A 19161-nucleotide genomic window follows, 5' to 3' on the forward strand; every position below is an offset into this window, starting at 1 on the left:
CACTCAGAGCTGGATGCCGGAGAAGGACATGAAGCCCAGGGACATCAGACCCACGGTGATGAAGGTGATGCCCAGTCCCTGCAGGGAAGCGGGCACATCGCTGTACTTCAGTTTTTCGCGGATACCGGCCAGGGCGGTGATCGCCAGCGCCCAGCCGACACCGGCGCCCAGGCCATAGACCACGGACTCACCGAAGTTGTAGCTGCGCTCGACCATGAACAGGGTGCCACCGAGGATGGCGCAGTTCACGGTGATCAGCGGCAGGAACACGCCGAGGGCGTTGTAGAGCGCCGGCACGAACTTGTCGAGGAACATCTCGAGGATCTGCACCAGTGCGGCGATGACGCCGATGTAGGACAGCAGACCCAGGAACGACAGGTCGATGTTCTCGGCGCCGGCGATGCCGGTCCAGGACAGCGCGCCTTCCGCCAGCAGATACTCGAGGATCAGGTTGTTCACCGGCACGGTGATGGTCAGTACCGCTACCACCGCGATGCCCAGACCGATGGCCGAGGATACCTTCTTGGACACGGCCATGAAGGTACACATGCCCAGGAAGAACGCCAGTGCCATGTTCTCCACGAACACCGAGGCAACGAAAAGGCTCAGATAGTGTTCCATGTTACACGGCCTCCTTCGGCTGGGTGTTTTCCTTCATCACGAACTCGTTGTCCTCGACCTGCTCCGGGTTGAGGCTGCGCAGCACCCAGATGATCAGACCGATGATGAAGAAGGCGGACGGCGGCAGCAGCAGCAGGCCGTTGGGCACGTACCAGCCACCGTTCTGCACGGTTTCCAGGATGGTCACGCCGAACAGGCTGCCGGAGCCGAACAGCTCGCGGAAGAAGCCGACGGTCATCAGGATGAAGCCGTAGCCCAGACCGTTGCCGACACCGTCGAGGAACGACAGCGTCGGGGTGTTGGTCATGGCAAAGCCTTCGGCGCGGCCCATCACGATGCAGTTGGTGATGATCAGACCGACGAATACCGACAGCTGCTTGGACATCTCATAGGCAAAGGCCTTGAGGATCTGGTCCACCACGATCACCAACGAGGCGATGATGGTCATCTGCACGATGATACGGATGGAGGACGGAATGTGATTGCGGATCAGCGAGACGAACATGCTCGAGAACGCCGTCACGAAGATCACGGCCAGACTCATGACCAGCGAGACGCTGAGGCTCGAGGTCACCGCCAGCGCCGAACAGATACCGAGGATCTGCAGGGCGATGGGGTTGTTCTTGAAGATCGGCGTCAGGATGACGCCCTTGGGAGTCGGTGCAGACATCGTCAGGCTCCTTCGCTGTCGTCAGAGGGGCTGGCGTCGGCGCTGGCCTGGCTGTCCACGCCATCGCGGAAGCGCGCCAGGTAGTGACCGAAGCCTTCCTCGCTCAGCCAGAATTGCACCAGCTTGGTCACGCCGCGGCTGGTCAGAGACGCGCCGGACAGGGCGTCGACCTCGGTGGACTCGCTGGCACCACCCTTCACCAGCTGGATGGCCGGCTCCATGGTGTCGCTCGAGGCGTAGATTTCCTTGCCTTCCCACTGCGCCTTCCAGCGCGGGTTGTCGACCTCGCCACCCAGGCCAGGTGTCTCGGCGTGGGAATAGAAGGTGATCCCGCCGATGGTGTTGCCGTCACCCTGCACAGACAGGTAGCCGCGCATCAGGCCCCACAGGCCCTGGCCACGAATCGGCAGCACGATCTGCTCGGGGTTGTTCTCGTCACCGACCAGATAGATGGTGGAGAACTGCTCCTGACGGCCGAGACCGGCGATATCCTTCTCCCCGGACAGGGTGCGCGACTGGGCCGGATCCTTGGCGGCCTGGAAGCCGTCATAGGTCTCGGGATCGACCTCATCTGTGTACTCCCCGGTGTCGAGATCGACGACCTTGGCGGTCACCGCCTGGGAGAACTCCTTGCCGACGTCCATGCCCGGCTCGTACAGGTCGGCCACGGCCAGGATGTTGGACTTGCGGTCCAGCTCCTGGTTGCGCTCCTGGCGCGCCTTGAGTCCCACCGCCGCCGTCGACACGATGATCGAGCAGACGATACACAGGGAGAAGGCGACCGTCAGGATCTTCTTGATGGAGTTGTTACCTTGTGCCATCAGGCGGTCTCCTCGGCCACGACAGCGGTGCGCTTGGCGCGACGCTTGATGTTGGCCTGAACAAAGAAGTGATCGATGAGCGGCGCGAACAGGTTGGCGAACAGGATCGCCAGCATGATGCCCTCGGGGAAGGCCGGGTTGACCACACGGATCAGAACCGTCATCACACCGATCAGGGCGCCGAAGATGAAGCGACCCGGGTTGGTCATGGACGCCGATACGGGATCGGTGGCCATGAACACCATGCCGAAGGCGAAGCCACCCACCACCAGGTGCCAGTACCAGGGCATGGCGAACATGGCGTTGGTGTCGGAGCCGATCAGGTTGAGAATGGAGCTCATCGCTACCATGCCGAGGAACACGCCGGCAACGATCCGCCACGAGGCGATCTTCATGCCGATCAGCACCACCGCCCCGATCAGGATGGCAAGCGTCGAGGTCTCACCCACGGAGCCGGGAATGAAGCCAAGGAAGGCGTCCCACCAGCTGTACTGGTCCTGCAGTGCGGCCATGCCGCTCTGGTAGGCGGTAGACAGCGGCGTCGCGCCGGTGAAGCCGTCGGCGGCGACCCATACGGCATCACCGGAGATCTGCGCCGGATAGGCGAAGTACAGGAAGGCACGACCGGTCAGCGCCGGGTTGAGGAAGTTCTTGCCGGTACCACCGAAGATTTCCTTGCCGATCACCACACCGAAGGTGATGCCGAGCGCCACCTGCCACAGCGGGATGGTAGCCGGCAGGATCAGGGCGTAGAGCACGGAGGTGACGAAGAAGCCTTCGTTGACCTCGTGGCCGCGCTTGATCGCGAACAGCACTTCCCAGAAGCCACCGATGACGAAGGTCACCAGGTAGATCGGGATGAAGTAGGTAGCGCCCAGCACGAAGTTGGACCACAGGCTGCCGGCGTCGTGGCCACCGGCGAAGGTCAGCAGGATCATCTCGCGCCAGCCGCCCATGGAGTCGTAACCCGCGGCGATGGCCTCGTTGGCCTGCCAGCCAGCGTTCCACATGCCGAAGAACATGGCCGGGAAGGTGCAGAACCACACCGTGATCATCATGCGCTTGAGGTCGATGCCGTCACGCACGTGAGCCGTGGTCTTGGTCACGCTGGGAGGCGCATAGAAGATAGTGTCCACCGCCTCGTACAGCGGATAGAACTTCTCGTACTTGCCACCCTTGTGAAAGTGCGGCTCGAGATTGTCGAGTGTCTGTCGAATACCCATCATCAGGCCTCTTTCTCGATCATGGTGAGGTTGTCACGCAGGATGGGACCGTACTCATACTTGCCGGGGCACACGTAGGTGCACAGCGCCAGGTCTTCTTCATCCAGCTCGAGGCAGCCGAGCTCCATCGCCGACTCGATGTCGCCGACGATCAGCGAACGCAAGAGCTGCGTGGGCATGATGTCCAGCGGCATCACCTTTTCATACGCACCCACCGGCACCATGGCGCGCTCGGAGCCATTGGTCGAGGTGGTCGGCGCATAGTTGCGCAGGCCCTTCAGGCTCGACAGGTAGATACCCAGTACCGAGTGACGATTGGCACCCGGCGACAACCAGCCCATGAAGGCACGCTTGTTGCCCTCTTCCAGCAGGGTGATCTGGTTGTGGAAGCGGCCCAGGTAGCGCAGGCTGCCTTCGGCGGTGAAGCCGGAGAACACGCCTCCGCTGATGACGCGGGTGTCATCGGCAGACTTGATCTCGTGATCCAGCAGCTCGTCAGTGCTGGCACCCACACGGGTACGCACCAGACGCGGACGCTCGGCACGCGGGCCGCCCACGGCGACCACCCGGCTCAGGTCCAGCTTGCCTTCACTGAACAGCTTGCCGAAGGCGATCACGTCCTGATAGCCGATGTGCCAGACGCGACGCTGCAGCGACACCGGGGACAGGAAGTGAATGTGGGTACCGACCAGGCCCGCAGGATGGGGACCGGCGAAGCTCTCGTGGTGGACGCCCTTGACCTTGGTGCCCGGAATCTGGGCATCGGTGGCGGTGCACAGGAACACCTTGCCCTCGGTCAGTCGTCCCAGCACCTTGAGGCCGTCCTCGAACGCCTCGGCCTGCTCGTTGATGACCAGCGACGGATCGGCGGCCAGCGGCTGGGTGTCGATGGCGGTGACGAAGATGTCGGTGGGTACGGCGTCGGGCGCCGGGGTACGCGAGAACGGGCGAGTGCGCAGCGCGGTCCACAGACCGGACTCCACCAGTTGGTCGACCACGGTCTGACGCTCGAGGGACTCGAGCGCATCGCGGCCATGGGCCGTGAAGGACTCGGCCTCGGCGCTGTCGTCGACCTCGATCACCACCGACAGAAGCCTGCGCTTTTCCCCGCGATTGATCGCCACTACTTCACCCGAGGCCGGCGAGGTAAAGCGCACGCCCTCGATCTTCTTGTCGGTGAACAGTAATTGGCCCAGCTTGACCTTGTCCCCCTCCTTGACCTCCATGGTCGGCTTCATGCCGATATAGTCGGTCCCCAGGAGCGCCACGTGGCGCACCGGTCGCGCATCCTCGATACGCTGCTCCGGCGCTCCCGTGATGGGGAGATCCAGGCCTTTCTTGACTTCGATCATAGACTCGCCCAGTTGATGGATCGTAGATAATGGACGGAGGTTCGGTGGAAATGAGAGGAATTCTTGTTATAAGCCACGCATCACCAGTCACGCCGAGGCGACATCGAACCACCCCGAAAAATCCCCAGCATTATAAAGACAAGCCAGTGGATTGACCACATGATCGAACGTCGCAGAACTGCGTGATTCTGCAAAACCGCTTCCATCCCAAACAGAAAAACCCCTTGCCAAACAAGGTTGGCAAGGGGTATTCAAGCTACCTCAACGCGAGACTCTCGCCCCGCTCGGCACGGACTAGGCGTGACGCGGCAGCTTACAGAAGGCCACGTTGGAGATCTGCTGCAGGATACGAATCACCTGGCAGCTGTAGCCGAACTCGTTGTCGTACCACACATAGACCACCGCGTGGCGGCCCTGGGCGATGGTCGCCTTGGCGTCGACGATGCCGGCGTGACGGTTGCCGACGAAGTCGGTGGAGACCACCTCCGGCGAGTCGACGAAGTCGATCTGCTTCTGGAAGGCCGAGTCGATGGACATCCGGCGCAGGTAGTCGTTGAGCGACTCGGCGTCGGTCTCGCGCTCGAGCGACAGGTTGAGGATCGCCATCGACACATTGGGCGTCGGCACGCGGATGGCGTTGCCGGTCAGCTTGCCACCCAGCTCCGGCAGTGCCTTGGAAACCGCCTTGGCAGCACCGGTCTCGGTCAGCACCATGTTCAGCGGTGCGCTGCGTCCGCGACGGTCACCCTTGTGGTAGTTGTCGATCAGGTTCTGATCGTTGGTGTAGGAGTGAACGGTCTCGACGTGGCCATGCTCGATGCCGTATTCGTCGTTCATCACCTTCAATACCGGCACGATGGCGTTGGTGGTGCAGGACGCCGCAGAGATGATGCGATCATCCTGGGTGATGTCGCCATGATTGATGCCATAGACGATGTTTTTCAGGTCGCCCTTGCCCGGAGCGGTCAGCAGCGCCTTGGACACGCCCTTGCACTCCAGGTGCTGACCGAGGCCAGCCTCGTCGCGCCAGATACCGGTGTTGTCGACCACCACGGCGTTGTTGATGCCGTAGGCGGTGTAGTCCACATCGCTCGGCGAATCGGCGTAGATCACCTGGATCACGTTGCCGTTGGCGGTCAGGGTGCGGGTCTCCGGGCACACGCTGATGGTGCCGTCGAAGGGACCGTGAACGCTGTCACGACGCAGCAGGCTGGCGCGCTTTTCCAGATCCTTGGCGATATCGCCACGACCGCGCACCACGATGGCCTTGAGGCGCAGCAGGTTGCCGCCACCGGCCTTCTCGATCAGCACGCGGGCCAGGATCCGGCCGATCCGACCGAAGCCGTAGAGCACCACGTCCTTGGGCTCGCCATTGCCGGCGTCAGGATCGTGACAGTCGACGATCTCGGCCAGCTGCTCGCGCATGAAGGCCAGCGCATCGCCACCGCCCTGCTTCTTGAATGCCACACCCAGCTTGCCCACATCGACGTGAGCCGGCCCCAGATTCAGCTGGGTCATCGCCTGCACCAGCGGGAAGGTATCCTGCACCGACAACTCGGTACCTTCGATCTTCCTGACGAAACGATGGTCCTTGAGGATGCGGATGACGCTGCGGTTGAACAGCGAACGTCCGAACATGGTGGTGACCACGTTATTGCGACGATACAGGCTGCCGATCAGCGGGATCATCTGCTCGGCCACGGCCTGGTTGTCGTGCCATTGCTGGAAGACGATATCGGGTTGCTGGCTCACGAGAGACCTCTAAGTCTGATGGGGAAACGAGCGTATTATCAGCCCCCCCCTTGAAAGGGGCAATGACTGTATGGTCGCACCTCCTGTAGGCCCGTTACACAAATCGCGGTTTGACTACATGAGCGAGATCGGGCTGGTATGATGCCTGCTCGACCTCTGAACGCCAGCGAAACGACATCCTCTATGCCTACCTTTTCGCCGCTCGATCCGCCGCATCCCCAGGGCGCCCGTGACACCCTGTACCTCACCACGCCCGCCGGCAGCGCCAGCGCCCTGGCGCTTTCGCGCCTGGCTGCCGACGCGCCACTGCTGGTGATTACCCAGGATACCGCCGAGGCACTGAGGCTCGAGAACGAACTGGCCTTCTATGCCGACGTGCCGGTACTGCCCTTCCCCGACTGGGAGACGCTGCCCTACGACAGCTTTTCGCCCCATCAGGACATCGTCTCGTCGCGGCTGCGCACCCTCCGGCATCTGCAGGATGGTGTGCACGGCATCGTGCTGGTACCAATCAATACCCTGATGCAGCGTCTGCCGCCCGTGGACTATATCGCCGGACGGGTGCTGACCCTGGAGGTCGGCGCCACCCTGCAACGGGAGACCTTCCGCGAACAGCTGTCACGGGCGGGCTACCGGGCGGTGGAGACCGTCTTCGAGCCGGGTGAATACGCCCTGCGTGGCGCCCTGATCGATCTCTTTCCCATGGGCAGCGACCATCCGCTTCGCATCGACCTGTTCGACGACGAGATCGACACCCTCAGGAGCTTCGACCCCGACACCCAGCGCAGCCTCGACAAGGTCGAGCGGATCGACCTGCTGCCGGCGCACGAGTATTCGCTGTCACGCTCGGCCATCGCCTGCTTTCGTGAAGGCTTCGAGACCCTGTTCGACGTCGACCCACGCCAGTGCCCGCTTTATGTCGATGCGCTGAAGGGCATCCCCTCACCCGGACTCGAGCAGTATCTGCCGTTGTTCTTCGAGGCCACCGCTTCACTGTTCGACCATCTTCCCGCGGATACCCGCGTCGCCCTGATGTCCGGCTGCCGCGAAGCCGCCGAGCACCACTGGCAGGCGATCACCAGCCGCTACGAAAATCTCGGCGTCGATCCGACCCGCCCCCTGCTGCCGCCCCACCGTGCCTTCATCCCGGAAGCGGAACTGTTCGGGCTGATCAAGACCCACCCCAGGGTCGAGCTGACAGCAGACAGCGAGCATCCTCACGCCCATCCCTCGGATGCCAGCGACGCCCCCCAGGTGGCGATCAATGCCAGGGCAAAGGATCCGCTGGCGGCGCTCAGAGGCTTTCTGAACGAGCACGCAGAGCGCCGGGTGCTGTTCGTGGCCGAGTCCCGGGGGCGTCGGGAAGCGCTGGAGGAGACCCTGGCCCCCGCTACCGGTGCACTGGACGCCGCGGACGGATTTTCCGACTTCCTCGCCGGCAGCTCTCGCCTGGCCATCGCCGAGGGGCAGCTCTCCAGCGGCCTGTCGCTCGGCTCCCCCGCGGTCAGTGTGATCACCGAGACGGAACTGTTCGGCGAGATCGTGCGCCAGACCCGCCGCCAGGCCAAGGCCACCGACGACAACGAACTCGCCGTACGCCATCTTTCCGAACTCAAGGTCGGCGCCCCGGTGGTCCACCAGTCCCATGGCGTCGGCCGCTACCGCGGGCTGGAAACGCTGGAAGCCGGCGGCCAGGCGGCCGAATTCGTCAGCCTCGAGTACGCCGACGGCGCCAAGCTCTACGTGCCGGTGGACAGCCTGCACCTTATTTCCCGCTACGCCGGTGCCGACGATGAACTGGCACCGCTGCATCGACTGGGCTCGGAACAGTGGGAAAAGGCCAAGCGCAAGGCCGCCGAGAAGATCCGCGATACCGCCGCCGAGCTGCTCGACATCTATGCCCGCCGCGAGGCCCGTGAAGGCTTCGCCTGTGCCGCCCCGGATGAGGAGTACGCTCGCTTCGTCGCCAACTTCCCGTTCGAGGAGACGCCGGACCAGCGCGTCACCATCCAGGCGGTGATCCAGGACATGACCGCACCGCGCCCGATGGACCGTGTCGTCTGCGGCGACGTCGGCTTCGGCAAGACCGAGGTCGCCATGCGTGCCGCCTTTCTTGCGGTACAGTCCGGGCGCCAGGTGGTGGTGCTGGTGCCGACCACCCTGCTCGCCCGCCAGCATTTCGAGAACTTCCGTGACCGCTTCGCCGATACCGCGGTGGATATCGAGCTGCTGTCCCGCTTCACCAGCAGCGGCAGTCAGACGGACACCCTCAAGCGCGTTCGCGAAGGCAAGGTCGATATCGTCATCGGCACCCACAAGCTGTTGTCTCGGAAGCTCGACTTCCCGGAGCTGGGGCTGGTCATCATCGATGAAGAACATCGCTTCGGCGTGTCCCAGAAGGAAAGGCTCAAGACCCTGCGTGCCGAGGTCGACGTACTGACCATGACCGCAACGCCGATCCCGCGAACCCTCAACATGGCCATGAGCGGCATCCGCGACCTGTCGATCATCGCCACCCCACCGGCCAGACGCCTGTCGGTGAAGACCTTCGTCCAGCAGCGGGAAGAAGCCGTGATCAAGGAGGCGATCCTGCGCGAGATACTGCGCGGTGGCCAGGTCTATTACCTGCACAACGAGGTCAAGACCATCGAGACAGCCGCCGAGAAGGTCCGCGAACTGGTGCCCGACGCCCGCGTCGCGGTGGCCCATGGGCAGCTGCCCGAGCGCTCGCTGGAACGGGTGATGTCCGACTTCTATCACAAGCGCTTCAACGTGCTGGTGTGCTCGACCATCATCGAGACCGGTATCGACGTGCCCAGCGCCAACACCATCATCATCGAGCGTGCCGACAAGTTCGGACTGGCCCAGCTCCACCAGCTGCGCGGCCGGGTAGGCCGCAGCCACCACCAGGCCTACGCCTACCTGCTGGCGCCGCCGCCTCGCTCGATCACCCGAGATGCGGTCAAGCGCCTCGAGGCGATCGGCCAGGCCGAGGACCTGGGCGCTGGCTTCACCCTGGCCAGCCACGACATGGAAATCCGCGGCGCCGGCGAACTGCTGGGCGACGAACAGAGCGGCCAGATGGAAGCGGTGGGCTACAGCCTCTATATGGAGATGCTCGACCGGGCGGTGAAGGCCATCCGTGAAGGCCGCACCCCGAATATCGAGGCACCGCTGCAGGAAGGCGTCGAGATCAGCCTAAATCTGCCGGCGCTGATTCCCGACGACTATCTCCCTGATGTCCAGCAGCGTCTGGTGATGTACAAGCGCATCGCCAACGCCGATAACGAGGCCGAGCTCAAGGAACTGCGCGTGGAGATGATCGATCGCTTCGGGCTGCTGCCCGCCCCGGTCAAGACGCTGCTGCGCCAGACCCGCCTCAGGCAGCGTGCCGAAAGGCTCGGTATCGTGCGCCTGGACGCGGGCGCCGAGCGCGGACGCGTGCTGTTCGGCGGCCAGACCGCGGTGGATCCGCTGACGCTGGTGGGGCTGATCCAGGGGGCGCCGGAACGCTATCGACTGGAGGGCGCCGACACCCTGCGCTTCCAGGCCGACATGGCCGTCGAGGAGACCCGCTTCGAGGCCGTCGAGGCGCTGCTGGACCAACTCAATCGAAAGACTCAGGCGGCCTGAGCCATCCCTTGCAAGGGACTGGCGCAACGCCGCATTAGCGGGCAATCTATGTACATAGGACACCGCAAATTCCGGCCGGGTGATCCCCGGCTTTCACCCATTATCGAGACTGCTGCAATGACTTCGACTTCACTTCGCCGGCCACTCGTCCGCCTCGCCACCCTGTGTGGCGTTGTGGGCGCGCTGGCGGCACCTCTGGCGGCGGCCGACGACCTGCCCCGGGGCCACTACCTGCTGCCCGAAGAAGGCGACCTGATCGGTGAGGTCTACACCGTCGAAGCCGACGAGGAAGACACCCTCATCGATATCGGACACGAGCACGGCATCGGCTTCAACGCCATCACCCGCGCCAACCCCGACATCAGCATCTGGTATCCCGGCGAGGGTACCGAAGTGACCATCCCGGCCCAGTTCATCCTGCCCGATGCACCGCGCAACGGCATCGTGGTCAACGTGGCCGAGATGCGCCTCTACTACTACCCCCCGGCCAAGGAAGGCGAGCCGCGTACGGTGCAGACCTACCCGATCGCCGTGGGCCGCATGGACTGGAAGACGCCGCTGGGCTCCACCACCATCACCCAGATGGTCAAGAATCCGTCCTGGTATCCTCCTGCCTCCATTCGCCGCGAACACGCCGAGGCCGGCGACCCCTTGCCCGGCGTGGTGCCGCCCGGACCCGACAACCCCATGGGCACGCGCAAGATGCGCCTGGGCATCCCCGGCTACCTGATCCACGGCACCAACAAGCCCGAGGGCGTCGGCATGCGCGTCACCCACGGCTGCATCCGCATGCTGCCCGACGATGTCGAGAATCTGTTCGATCAAGTCGCGGTGGGCACCCGTGTCCGACTGGTCAACGAACCGCTGAAGCTCGGCTGGTCCGACGAGCACCTCTATGTCCAGGCCTACCCCTACCTCGACGAAGAAGAAGGCGCGCCGATCGAGGACATGACCGCCGCTATCGAGGAGGTCGAGGCCGCCGTCAAGGACAAGGACTACGATGTCGACTTTGCGCGCCTGCGTAGCGCCATGGAGACGCCCAGCGGCCTTCCGGTCGCCATGCAGACCACCACCCCGGCAGAACCCAAGCCGCTGCCTGGCAGCCTCTATGACCATATCGAGTTGATCGCCGACGAGCCTGCCCTGCTGGGACAGGTCAGCCACGAAGGCTGAACCGGCGACCACAGGCACCACATCAAGCACGTGACGTGCACGGCGCCCCGACAGGGGCGCCTTTTTTTGGCGCCAACATTTCCAGCGGGGGCCTCGCCGGCATGGTGGCGACACCATGATCCAGCTCAAGCGATGCATCCGCAGCAGTCAGTGGTCAGGCAAAGGAGAGGCAGCCGTCAGGCGACAAGCGACAGGACAGGCAGCCGTCAGGCAGAGGAGAGGCAGCCGTCAGGAGACAAGCGACAGGACAGGCAGCCAGACAGGCAGCCGTCAGATGAAGGAACAGGCAGCGGTCAGACGATTGACTGGCAGCTCCCGCCCACCATCAATCGTCATGCAATGATCACACGCCACAAACGACTGAGGCCCCACCTTTCGGTGGGGCCTCAGCCTATCGTTTCATGACCTGGACGACCTGATTTCGATGAAACCCTGACGTCCTGTCGGTCAATCCCGCGAACGGGATGCGAAACGATTACTTGCGCATGGAGCGCTCGAACATGCGGTTCATCTCTTCGCGGTTCTGCTGAGACAGCTGCAGGGCCGCTTGAGCGTCACGCTGTGCCTGGTTGGCAGTGTTCTGAGCCTGAGTGGCGATGCTGCGAGCTTCTGCAGCGTCGGCCTGAGCGGACTCAGCGGTCATGCGGACTTCTTCCAGAGCGCTGGAAGAAGCACAGCCAGCCAGAACGGCCAGAGAAGCGGCGGCGGCGGTCAGCTTCAGGGTAGTCTTCAGAGTCATGGTGTTCTCCTTGAGTCTTCCTTGGTACTGCGTTGGTGACAGTAACATACCCGATCAGGGTATGTATCCATCAGGCTTCCTGCAAAGGCAGGCCTTTCTTGCAGCGACTTGTGCTGCTAAGCACAGGAGTCAAACGCTGTTTTATAATACACAACGGCGCTTGTCCATAGTCTTGAACGTCCCTTGCGCCCCTAAAGACTAGCGGATGACGACGCGAGTGCCAACATCAATCAAGCCGGAAAGTTCCCGAATTTCATGATTGGTCACGGCGACACATCCGTTGGTCCAGTCAAAGTTGCGATGGATGTCCATGTCTCCATCGCCGACTCCGTGTATGCCGATATAACCGCCCAGGATCGTCTGCTGGGGCGGGCTACGATGCCGGCGATAGTAGTCGAAATAGTCGTCGTAATCCTGCTGACTGTACAGCCCCGTCTCCAGCGCCATCCTGGCGTGGGTGGGCGTCGGATAGTCCAGGCCGATGAAGATGTCGAACTTGCTGTCGAAGTTGAAGCGATTGACGTGGAACTCGCCTCTTGGCGTGGTCTTGTCGCCCATGACCCGCTGGGACTTGGCGCCCCCTCTACCGACCGAAATCGGTGAGTATCGAGCCAGCTCCACCCCCCCGCGATACACCGTCAGGCGAGACTCCTGGTTATCGATCAGGACCCAGATCTCGCTGGAGGAGTCCGGGACAATGGCACGGCGAAGCTGGTCCTCCACCATGTCCATGCTGGCACTGACACCCAGAGGGAGTAGCAGCATGGCACCAAGTATCATTTGGATGAAACGGCGACGTTGACTCTGGGCGAACATGGATAAACTCACTGTGAATAAACGAAAACATCTGTGACGCAGTGTAATCCCGATTCTGCGGAACTTCACGCGGAACCTGGCCGATTTCACGGCAGTCAAACGAGCTCTGTCGCAGCTATCAAACGACGGCGCACAGAAGCGTCGCCGGCCGACGACACTCTGCCTTTACCATTCCTCACTGGTCTGGCGTAAGGCGGCGATCTCGACCTTGGCCGCCTCGAGGCAATGCTGCAATTCCTGCCCCAGATCCGCCTGCCGGTCCACGGCAATTACCCCGGACAATGCCGGCGAGCGAGGTCGACTCGCACCTTCATCGCCATGCAGCGCCTCGAGATGACCGATGACACGGTATAGCCAACTGCTGCCGTCGCGGGCCAGCTCACGTAGCCGATGAACCTCGGCCACGGCGGGTGGGTCATCACCCAGCAACAGGCTTCGCCAGTCATGTTCCGCCAGATGAGCGTGCTCGCAGACGTCGCGCAGCAGGGCGTCGATCGCCAGCTCGAACAACGCCAGGGCGCCCTCCTCGCTGGCCCTCTTTCTGGCGCCCTGGTGCTCGTCATCACCCGGCGCCACGTCCAGCAGCAACTGCGCCTGATACAACAACTGATTGGTGCGGGCCCGCGGTGTCACTTGCGCTTGTCCTCCACCACCCACTTGTTACCGTCCCAGCTCGCCTTCCAGCCACTGGCCTTGCCATTGTCGCCGTCGGTCATCACGAACTGCTCCTTGAGCTTGCGCGAGAAACGAATCTGAGCCGGGCGCCCATCCGGGTCCTGGTCCGGCGCATCGAGCAGGTAGTGGTACTTCTCCGGCAGCTCGGCGGCGTGAGGCTTCAGTTCCTTGACCAGAGGCGGACGGGTCTCCCGGTTCTTCGGGAACTTGCTGGCGGCCAGGAACAGCCCGCTGGCGCCATCGCGCAGCACGTAGTGGTCTTCCACCTTCTGGCAGGCCAGTTCCGGCATGGGAATCGGATCCATCTTGGGCGGAGCTACTTCACCGTTGCGCAACAGCTTGCGGGTATTCTTGCAGCTGTCACTGGTGCAGCCGAAGTACTTGCCGAAGCGCCCGGACTTGAGCTGCATCTCGGAGCCGCACTTGTCACACTCGATGACCGGGCCGTCGTAGCCCTTGATGCGGAACTTGCCCTGTTCGATCTTGTAGCCGTCACAGTCGGGGCTGTTACCGCAGATATGCAGCTTGCGCCCTTCATCGATCAGGTAGCTGTCCATGGCGGTGGAACACACCGGACAGCGTTCCTTGGCGCGCAGGGCATCGGTCTCGGCTTCTTCGCCGGCATCGGCGGCGACAGCTTCTTCACCCGGCAGCAGGTCGATGGTGGTCTTGCAGCGCTCCTTGGGCGGCAGGTTGTAGCCGCTGCAGCCGAGGAAGACACCGGTCGAGGCGGTACGAATCTGCATCTTGCGCCCGCAGGTGGGGCAGTCGATATCGGTGGGTACCGGCTGATTGGGCCGCATCCCCTCGTCGCTCTCGGCCTTGGCCAGCTCCCCGCGAAACTCCTGATAGAAGGCGTCGAGCAGCTCACGCCAGCTACGCTCGCCCTCGGCGATCTCGTCGAGGCTATCCTCCATGCGCGCAGTGAAGGAGTAGTCCATCAGGTCGGGGAACGACTCCTTGAGTCGCTCGGTGACGATGTCGCCCAGCTTCTCGGCGTAGAACCGTCGGTTCTCGAGCTTGACGTAGCCACGATCCTGGATGGTGGAGATGATGGCGGCGTAGGTCGAGGGGCGACCGATGCCGCGCTTCTCCAGCTCCTTGACCAGGCTGGCTTCGGTGTAACGGGCCGGCGGCTTGGTGAAGTGCTGCCTGGGGTCCAGCGCGTCGAGGTGCATCGGGGTGCCCTCGCCCAGATCCGGCAGCGCCTGATCCTCTTCCTTGCGCCCCATGGGGGTCATCACCCGGGTGTAGCCATCGAACTTGAGCACCCGGCCCTTGGCCTTGAGCTCGTAGCCGTCCACCACCACGCTCAGGGTCGACGACAGGTATTCCGCCGGGGTCATCTGGCAGGCGACAAACTGCCGCCAGATCAGTTCGTACAAGCGCTCGGCATCCCGCTCCATGCCCGCCAGGTCGGTCGAGCGACGGGACACCTCGGACGGCCGGATGGCTTCGTGAGCCTCCTGGGCGCCTTCCTTGCTGGAATAGCGGTTAGGGGCTTCGGGCAGGTAGCGATCGCCGAACTCCTCACCGATATAGTCACGCACGCTCTCCACCGCCTCGCGGGACAGGTTGGTCGAGTCGGTACGCATATAGGTGATGTAGCCCGCCTCGTAGAGCCGCTGGGCCAGGGTCATGGTCTTCTTCACCGAGAACCCCAGCCGGCCACTGGCGGCCTGCTGCAGCGTCGAGGTGATGAAGGGGGCGTTGGGCTTGGACCGGGTCGGCTTGTCTTCCCGCGAGGTGATCGCAAGACTGGCCTTGCGCAGCGCAGCGATGCGCTCGAGGGTCTCGCTCTCGCTGGTGGGCCTGAACGTCTTGCCATCCTGACGTACCAGCTCGAAGCGGATGGCCTCGCCGTCCGGCGTCACCAGATCGGCATGAACGTCCCAGAATTCCTCGGGCACGAAGGCGCGAATCTCGCTTTCGCGCTCGCTGATCAGGCGCATGGCCACCGACTGGACACGACCGGCCGAGAGCCCGCGGGCTACCTTGGCCCACAGCAGCGGCGACAGCATGAAGCCCACTACACGATCGAGGAAGCGGCGAGCCTGCTGGGCCTCGACCCTGGGCATGTTCAGCTGACCGGGGTCGGTGAAGGCTTCCTGGATGGCGTTCTTGGTGATCTCGTTGAACACCACCCGGCGATAGCGTTGCTCGTCCCCACCGATGGTCTCGCGAAGGTGCCAGGCGATGGCTTCCCCTTCGCGGTCCAGATCGGTCGCGAGATAGACGGTGTCGGCTTTCTCCGCCAGCTTCTTGAGCTCGGCCACGACCTTTTCCTTGCCCGGCAGGATCTCGTAGTTGGCCTGCCAGCCATGGTCGGGGTCGATACCCATGCGTCGTATCAGCTGGCTATGCGCCTTCTGCTGCTTGTAGACCGCCTTTTCCTCAGCCGACATCTTGCGCGTCGCGGCCGCCTGGCGAGCCCGCTCCTTGGGATCGGAAGCCGCCTTGCCAGAGCCGCTGGTCGGAAGATCACGGATGTGACCCACGCTCGACTTCACGATGAACTCGTTGCCGAGGTACTTGTTGATCGTCTTCGCCTTGGCGGGCGACTCGACGATGACCAGAGACTTGCCCATAGTACTCCACAGTAGTCAGGGCGCCGCGCTCCTTGGCGAACGCCAGTATGTGCCACTCCCGCCGATGGTGGACGGGAAAAATGCGCTTACCCTAACCCAGCGCCGAACGTCGCGCCAGTCACATCGGTTCGAGCCCCAGGCAGGCTAGACGCATGCCCAGCCGTTTCCCCACGACTGACGCCCTGGCGTCCACCTGACATCGCCAAGAGACTAGCCCTTACCTCGACGGCCGACAAGCCGCCCCTCAGAACCGACTTGCCCCTGCACGAAGCAGGGGCAAGCGGAATGGTCGATGTCTCACACTCGATCATCGAAGGCGGTCAGGCGCTTGACTAGCGCTTGCGCCGCTGCCCTCGGGGCGATCCAGTGCTGCGCCGACGGGTCGCTGCAGGCGCCTTCTCGGCGTCATTGCCTCCCTCGCGAGAGGCTGGCGTGGCGGCCTGGGCAGTCTTGGGCTCGGCCTCAGCCACAGGCTTGGTCTCGACCTCAGGTCTGGCCTCAGTTTTAGCGTTAGCCGCCGGTTTGGCCTCGGACTTGGTCTCGGACTTGGCCTCAGGTTTAGTTTCAGCCGCCGGCTTGGACTCGGGCTTGGTCTCGGGCTCGGCCTCGGTTTTAGCGTCAACCGCCGGCTTGGGCTCGGGCTTCGCCTCAGGTTTAGTTTCAGGCTTCGCCTCGGTCCTGGCCTGGGCCTTTGCCGCAGGCGCATCAGCAGGCTCGGCGTCAGCCTTGGGCGCGGCCTGGGCCTGCCCTTCGACGCGGGAAGCTTCGCTTGCAGATTGACGAGTGCCGCGCTTGGCTGACGTGCCGCGTGCGGACGCCGTCTTGGTGCTGCTGTTACCACTGGTCCCACTACTGCGGCGCGCCGTACGACGCGTTGCCGGACGGGCCTTGCCAAACAGCGCCTTGATACGCTCGAAACGAGCGGCGGCGTGCTCGCTGAGCTCACCGCTGGCCGCCAGCACATGCTCGATATGCTCGATATGGCCGTCGATCGTCTTGGCATCGAGCCCCTTGAGCAGCTCGGGAATGGCCTCCAGCGCAGCCTCACGATCCTGCTTCAGGATAAAGAACTGATCGCGCATCAGATGCTTGAAGTCTTCCAGCCGCAGCTCCGGCTCAAGCTCGCTGCGTGACGCCTGCAGGCGGCGGAAATTGCGGCCATCGGTAGCAGGAGCACCACCCAGCACGAAGATCACCGAGCGCATCACGGCCTCGTGGGCGCCGCCTTGCGCCACCTGCTCGCGCACCTCCTGCTGGCGACGCTGGATAAAGCGACGACGCTCCGGCTCGGAGCCAGGCACCTGACGCTCACCCTCCACGGCGCCTTTCAGCCCCACCAGCGACTGCAACAGCGGCTGACCGTAGAGGTCAAGGAAGGCCTTCTCGAGGGCGCGATCGCGCAGTACCCGCCAGGCATCCAGACTCCGCGAGATCAGGCTCGACCCGATGTCCTCATACACTCGGAAGATGTTGTCATCACCGAGTTCATGACGATGCTTGCGCACCGACTCCGCCATCACCGGCAACGACGACATCATCGGATTACGATCGGACAGCAGGCGATAGCCCATGCGATTGGGGTGCATCTTGCGCATCCAGCGAGCCGACTCGGGTGTCGACACGGCACGAATCCAGGGTTGCAGGAACTGACGATAGAGCCCCAGATTGATCTCCGAGACCCTGGCCACCGTGGCGAAACGCAGCTCGTCCTCGGGGCTATGCTTGACCACCTGATTCAGGTCGTCGAGGTCCCGGGTAGAGAACTCCAGCAGGTAGTCCCGCTCGATCAATTCGGCGTCGGGCCGCTCGCTGGCCTTGGACACGGTGGTCTCGTAGAGCCCCGGCGGCAGCACGTCGATGTAGTCCATGTTGGCGGTGAACTCGGCGTGTTCCTTGCGCGAGACGCTGCCGGAAACGAAGATGCCGAGGTGGCCGGTCTTGTCATGGACGCAGTAGACGATGGTCTGCTCGTTGGCGATGATGTCGTCGACGCCGTCGTAGAGATCACGCACCCAGCCAAGCGCCTGAGGCGGCGGCGTGATGTCATCACCTTGTGAGCAGAACACCACCACCGGGGAGCGCACGTTGCGAAGATCGATACGGCGCCCGTCGGACGTCACAAGCTGGGCCGTGGACAGGCGATTGCCGACAAACAGGTTGTCGACGATGTACTGGATCTCTTCTCCACCCAGCACCACATGGCCGCCCCACCAGCGCTCGAACTGAAGATAGCGATCGGCTTCGGTATCGACATGGGCGTACAGGTTGTACTGCTTGTCCCACCAGGTGTTGGCCGGATTGAGGCGTTCGAAGTTCTGCACCAGCCAGGCCCCGTCGAACAGGCCATCGCCCATGTCCGAGAGCATATGGGTGGCCCAGCTGCCGCCGGTCATGCCGCCGGTATAGCGCATCGGCGCCTTGCCGCGCTCCCCGGCCCAGTAGGACAGCGGTGCACCGGCGATCAGGATCGGTCCGAACAGCTCGGGCTCGAGCGCTGCCGCCATCATGATCTGCCAGCCCGCCTGACAGTTGCCCACGACCATCGGTTTTTCGCTATCGGGATGCAGCTCCGCGACGTGGCGCAGGAAGGTGACCTCGGCTTCAACCACGTCCTCGACCCGCTGCCCCGGGACGGGATAGGGCATGAAGGCGATGAAGTAGCAGGGATGGCCGGCGCGCAGTGCGATACCGATCTCGCTGTCGGGCTTGAAGCCACCGATACCCGGGCCATGCCCGGCGCGCGGGTCGACCACCACGAAGGGGCGTGCCAGTTCATCGGTCTCTACACCCTCGGGCGGGTGCACGCGCAAAAGCTCATAGTTGACGGGGCGAGGCAAGGTCTCGCCTTCCATCACGATGTCGGTATCGAAGCCAAGTACGGTGGGGCGGGTCTTCTCGATATGTTCGAGGTATTCGTTGCCGCGCTGGCGCATGACATCCCAGTAGAGGATGCTGCGCTCGACGCTGTCACGCCAGTAGTCGGCCGCGGCACGGCCGAAGCCGAAGGGGTCGAACAGTGGAGCAAAGGGTTCCGCCAGCGCGAACAGGGGCGCGGTGGCGCTTGGCATCAACGCATTCATATAGGCTCCCAGGGTTGC

General features: G+C 63.4%; 13 protein-coding genes. 2 read left to right on the plus strand and 11 right to left on the minus strand.

The window, feature by feature from the left end; genetic code table 11:
- Positions 1-3 precede the first annotated feature (3 nt).
- The 6 genes from nqrE to NFG58_RS12180 form a co-directional block, all read right to left on the minus strand.
- Positions 4-621: an NADH:ubiquinone reductase (Na(+)-transporting) subunit E gene (gene nqrE / locus NFG58_RS12155; protein WP_045992662.1), complete on the minus strand. Its 618-nt coding sequence runs from the start codon at positions 619-621 to the stop codon at positions 4-6.
- 1 nt (position 622) lies between these two features.
- The gene (locus NFG58_RS12160) at positions 623-1291 is read right to left on the minus strand and encodes an NADH:ubiquinone reductase (Na(+)-transporting) subunit D (RefSeq protein WP_045992663.1); all 669 of its coding nucleotides are present in this window, start codon (positions 1289-1291) and stop codon (positions 623-625) included.
- A 2-nt stretch (positions 1292-1293) separates the two neighbouring features.
- Positions 1294-2112, minus strand: coding sequence for a Na(+)-translocating NADH-quinone reductase subunit C (locus tag NFG58_RS12165; RefSeq protein ID WP_108132830.1), 819 nt, complete (start codon positions 2110-2112; stop codon positions 1294-1296).
- Entirely contained in the window at positions 2112-3338 is a 1227-nt protein-coding gene (locus tag NFG58_RS12170; protein ID WP_348826585.1) for an NADH:ubiquinone reductase (Na(+)-transporting) subunit B, read from the minus strand. Before NFG58_RS12170 ends, NFG58_RS12165 begins: the two co-directional genes overlap by 1 nt.
- A complete protein-coding gene (locus tag NFG58_RS12175) occupies positions 3338-4687 on the minus strand; it encodes a Na(+)-translocating NADH-quinone reductase subunit A (protein ID WP_108132831.1) in 1350 nt (449 codons plus the stop codon). The genes NFG58_RS12170 and NFG58_RS12175 overlap by 1 nt, the downstream gene beginning before the upstream one ends.
- Before the next feature lie 294 nt (positions 4688-4981).
- Positions 4982-6439, minus strand: coding sequence for a glyceraldehyde-3-phosphate dehydrogenase (locus NFG58_RS12180; RefSeq protein WP_045992667.1), 1458 nt, complete (start codon positions 6437-6439; stop codon positions 4982-4984).
- Positions 6440-6622: 183 nt separating this feature from the next.
- On the opposite strand from NFG58_RS12180, the gene mfd reads away from it, so the two are divergent.
- Positions 6623-10072, plus strand: coding sequence for a transcription-repair coupling factor (mfd, locus tag NFG58_RS12185; protein ID WP_348826586.1), 3450 nt, complete (start codon positions 6623-6625; stop codon positions 10070-10072).
- 117 nt (positions 10073-10189) lie between these two features.
- Positions 10190-11245, plus strand: coding sequence for a L,D-transpeptidase family protein (locus NFG58_RS12190; RefSeq protein ID WP_108132833.1), 1056 nt, complete (start codon positions 10190-10192; stop codon positions 11243-11245).
- A 475-nt stretch (positions 11246-11720) separates the two neighbouring features.
- On the opposite strand, the gene NFG58_RS12195 is transcribed toward NFG58_RS12190, so the two are convergent.
- From NFG58_RS12195 to NFG58_RS12215, 5 genes are all read right to left on the minus strand, one after another.
- Positions 11721-11984, minus strand: a complete 264-nt coding sequence (locus NFG58_RS12195) for an Lpp/OprI family alanine-zipper lipoprotein (RefSeq protein WP_045992670.1) — start codon at positions 11982-11984, stop codon at positions 11721-11723.
- 198 nt (positions 11985-12182) lie between these two features.
- The gene (locus NFG58_RS12200) at positions 12183-12749 is read right to left on the minus strand and encodes a L,D-transpeptidase (RefSeq protein ID WP_231498647.1); all 567 of its coding nucleotides are present in this window, start codon (positions 12747-12749) and stop codon (positions 12183-12185) included.
- Positions 12750-12965: 216 nt separating this feature from the next.
- Positions 12966-13433: a DUF6586 family protein gene (locus NFG58_RS12205; RefSeq protein WP_045992672.1), complete on the minus strand. Its 468-nt coding sequence runs from the start codon at positions 13431-13433 to the stop codon at positions 12966-12968.
- A complete protein-coding gene (gene topA, locus NFG58_RS12210; RefSeq protein WP_045992673.1) occupies positions 13430-16063 on the minus strand; it encodes a type I DNA topoisomerase in 2634 nt (877 codons plus the stop codon). The genes NFG58_RS12205 and topA overlap by 4 nt, the downstream gene beginning before the upstream one ends.
- Before the next feature lie 332 nt (positions 16064-16395).
- Entirely contained in the window at positions 16396-19131 is a 2736-nt protein-coding gene (locus NFG58_RS12215) for a DUF3141 domain-containing protein (protein ID WP_348828133.1), read from the minus strand.
- Positions 19132-19161: the final 30 nt, after the last annotated feature.

Source organism: Halomonas sp. RT37, from assembly GCF_040070525.1.
Taxonomy (GTDB): domain Bacteria; phylum Pseudomonadota; class Gammaproteobacteria; order Pseudomonadales; family Halomonadaceae; genus Halomonas; species Halomonas litopenaei.

Coding starts and splice junctions, on each gene's coding strand:
- nqrE (WP_045992662.1), bottom strand. CDS start 621: ATGGAACACTATCTGAGCCTTTTCGTTGCCTCGGTGTTCGTGGAGAAC.
- NFG58_RS12160 (WP_045992663.1), bottom strand. CDS start 1,291: ATGTCTGCACCGACTCCCAAGGGCGTCATCCTGACGCCGATCTTCAAG.
- NFG58_RS12165 (WP_108132830.1), bottom strand. CDS start 2,112: ATGGCACAAGGTAACAACTCCATCAAGAAGATCCTGACGGTCGCCTTC.
- NFG58_RS12170 (WP_348826585.1), bottom strand. CDS start 3,338: ATGATGGGTATTCGACAGACACTCGACAATCTCGAGCCGCACTTTCAC.
- NFG58_RS12175 (WP_108132831.1), bottom strand. CDS start 4,687: ATGATCGAAGTCAAGAAAGGCCTGGATCTCCCCATCACGGGAGCGCCG.
- mfd (WP_348826586.1), top strand. CDS start 6,623: ATGCCTACCTTTTCGCCGCTCGATCCGCCGCATCCCCAGGGCGCCCGT.
- NFG58_RS12190 (WP_108132833.1), top strand. CDS start 10,190: ATGACTTCGACTTCACTTCGCCGGCCACTCGTCCGCCTCGCCACCCTG.
- NFG58_RS12195 (WP_045992670.1), bottom strand. CDS start 11,984: ATGACTCTGAAGACTACCCTGAAGCTGACCGCCGCCGCCGCTTCTCTG.
- NFG58_RS12200 (WP_231498647.1), bottom strand. CDS start 12,749: ATGCTGCTACTCCCTCTGGGTGTCAGTGCCAGCATGGACATGGTGGAG.
- topA (WP_045992673.1), bottom strand. CDS start 16,063: ATGGGCAAGTCTCTGGTCATCGTCGAGTCGCCCGCCAAGGCGAAGACG.
- NFG58_RS12215 (WP_348828133.1), bottom strand. CDS start 19,131: ATGCCAAGCGCCACCGCGCCCCTGTTCGCGCTGGCGGAACCCTTTGCT.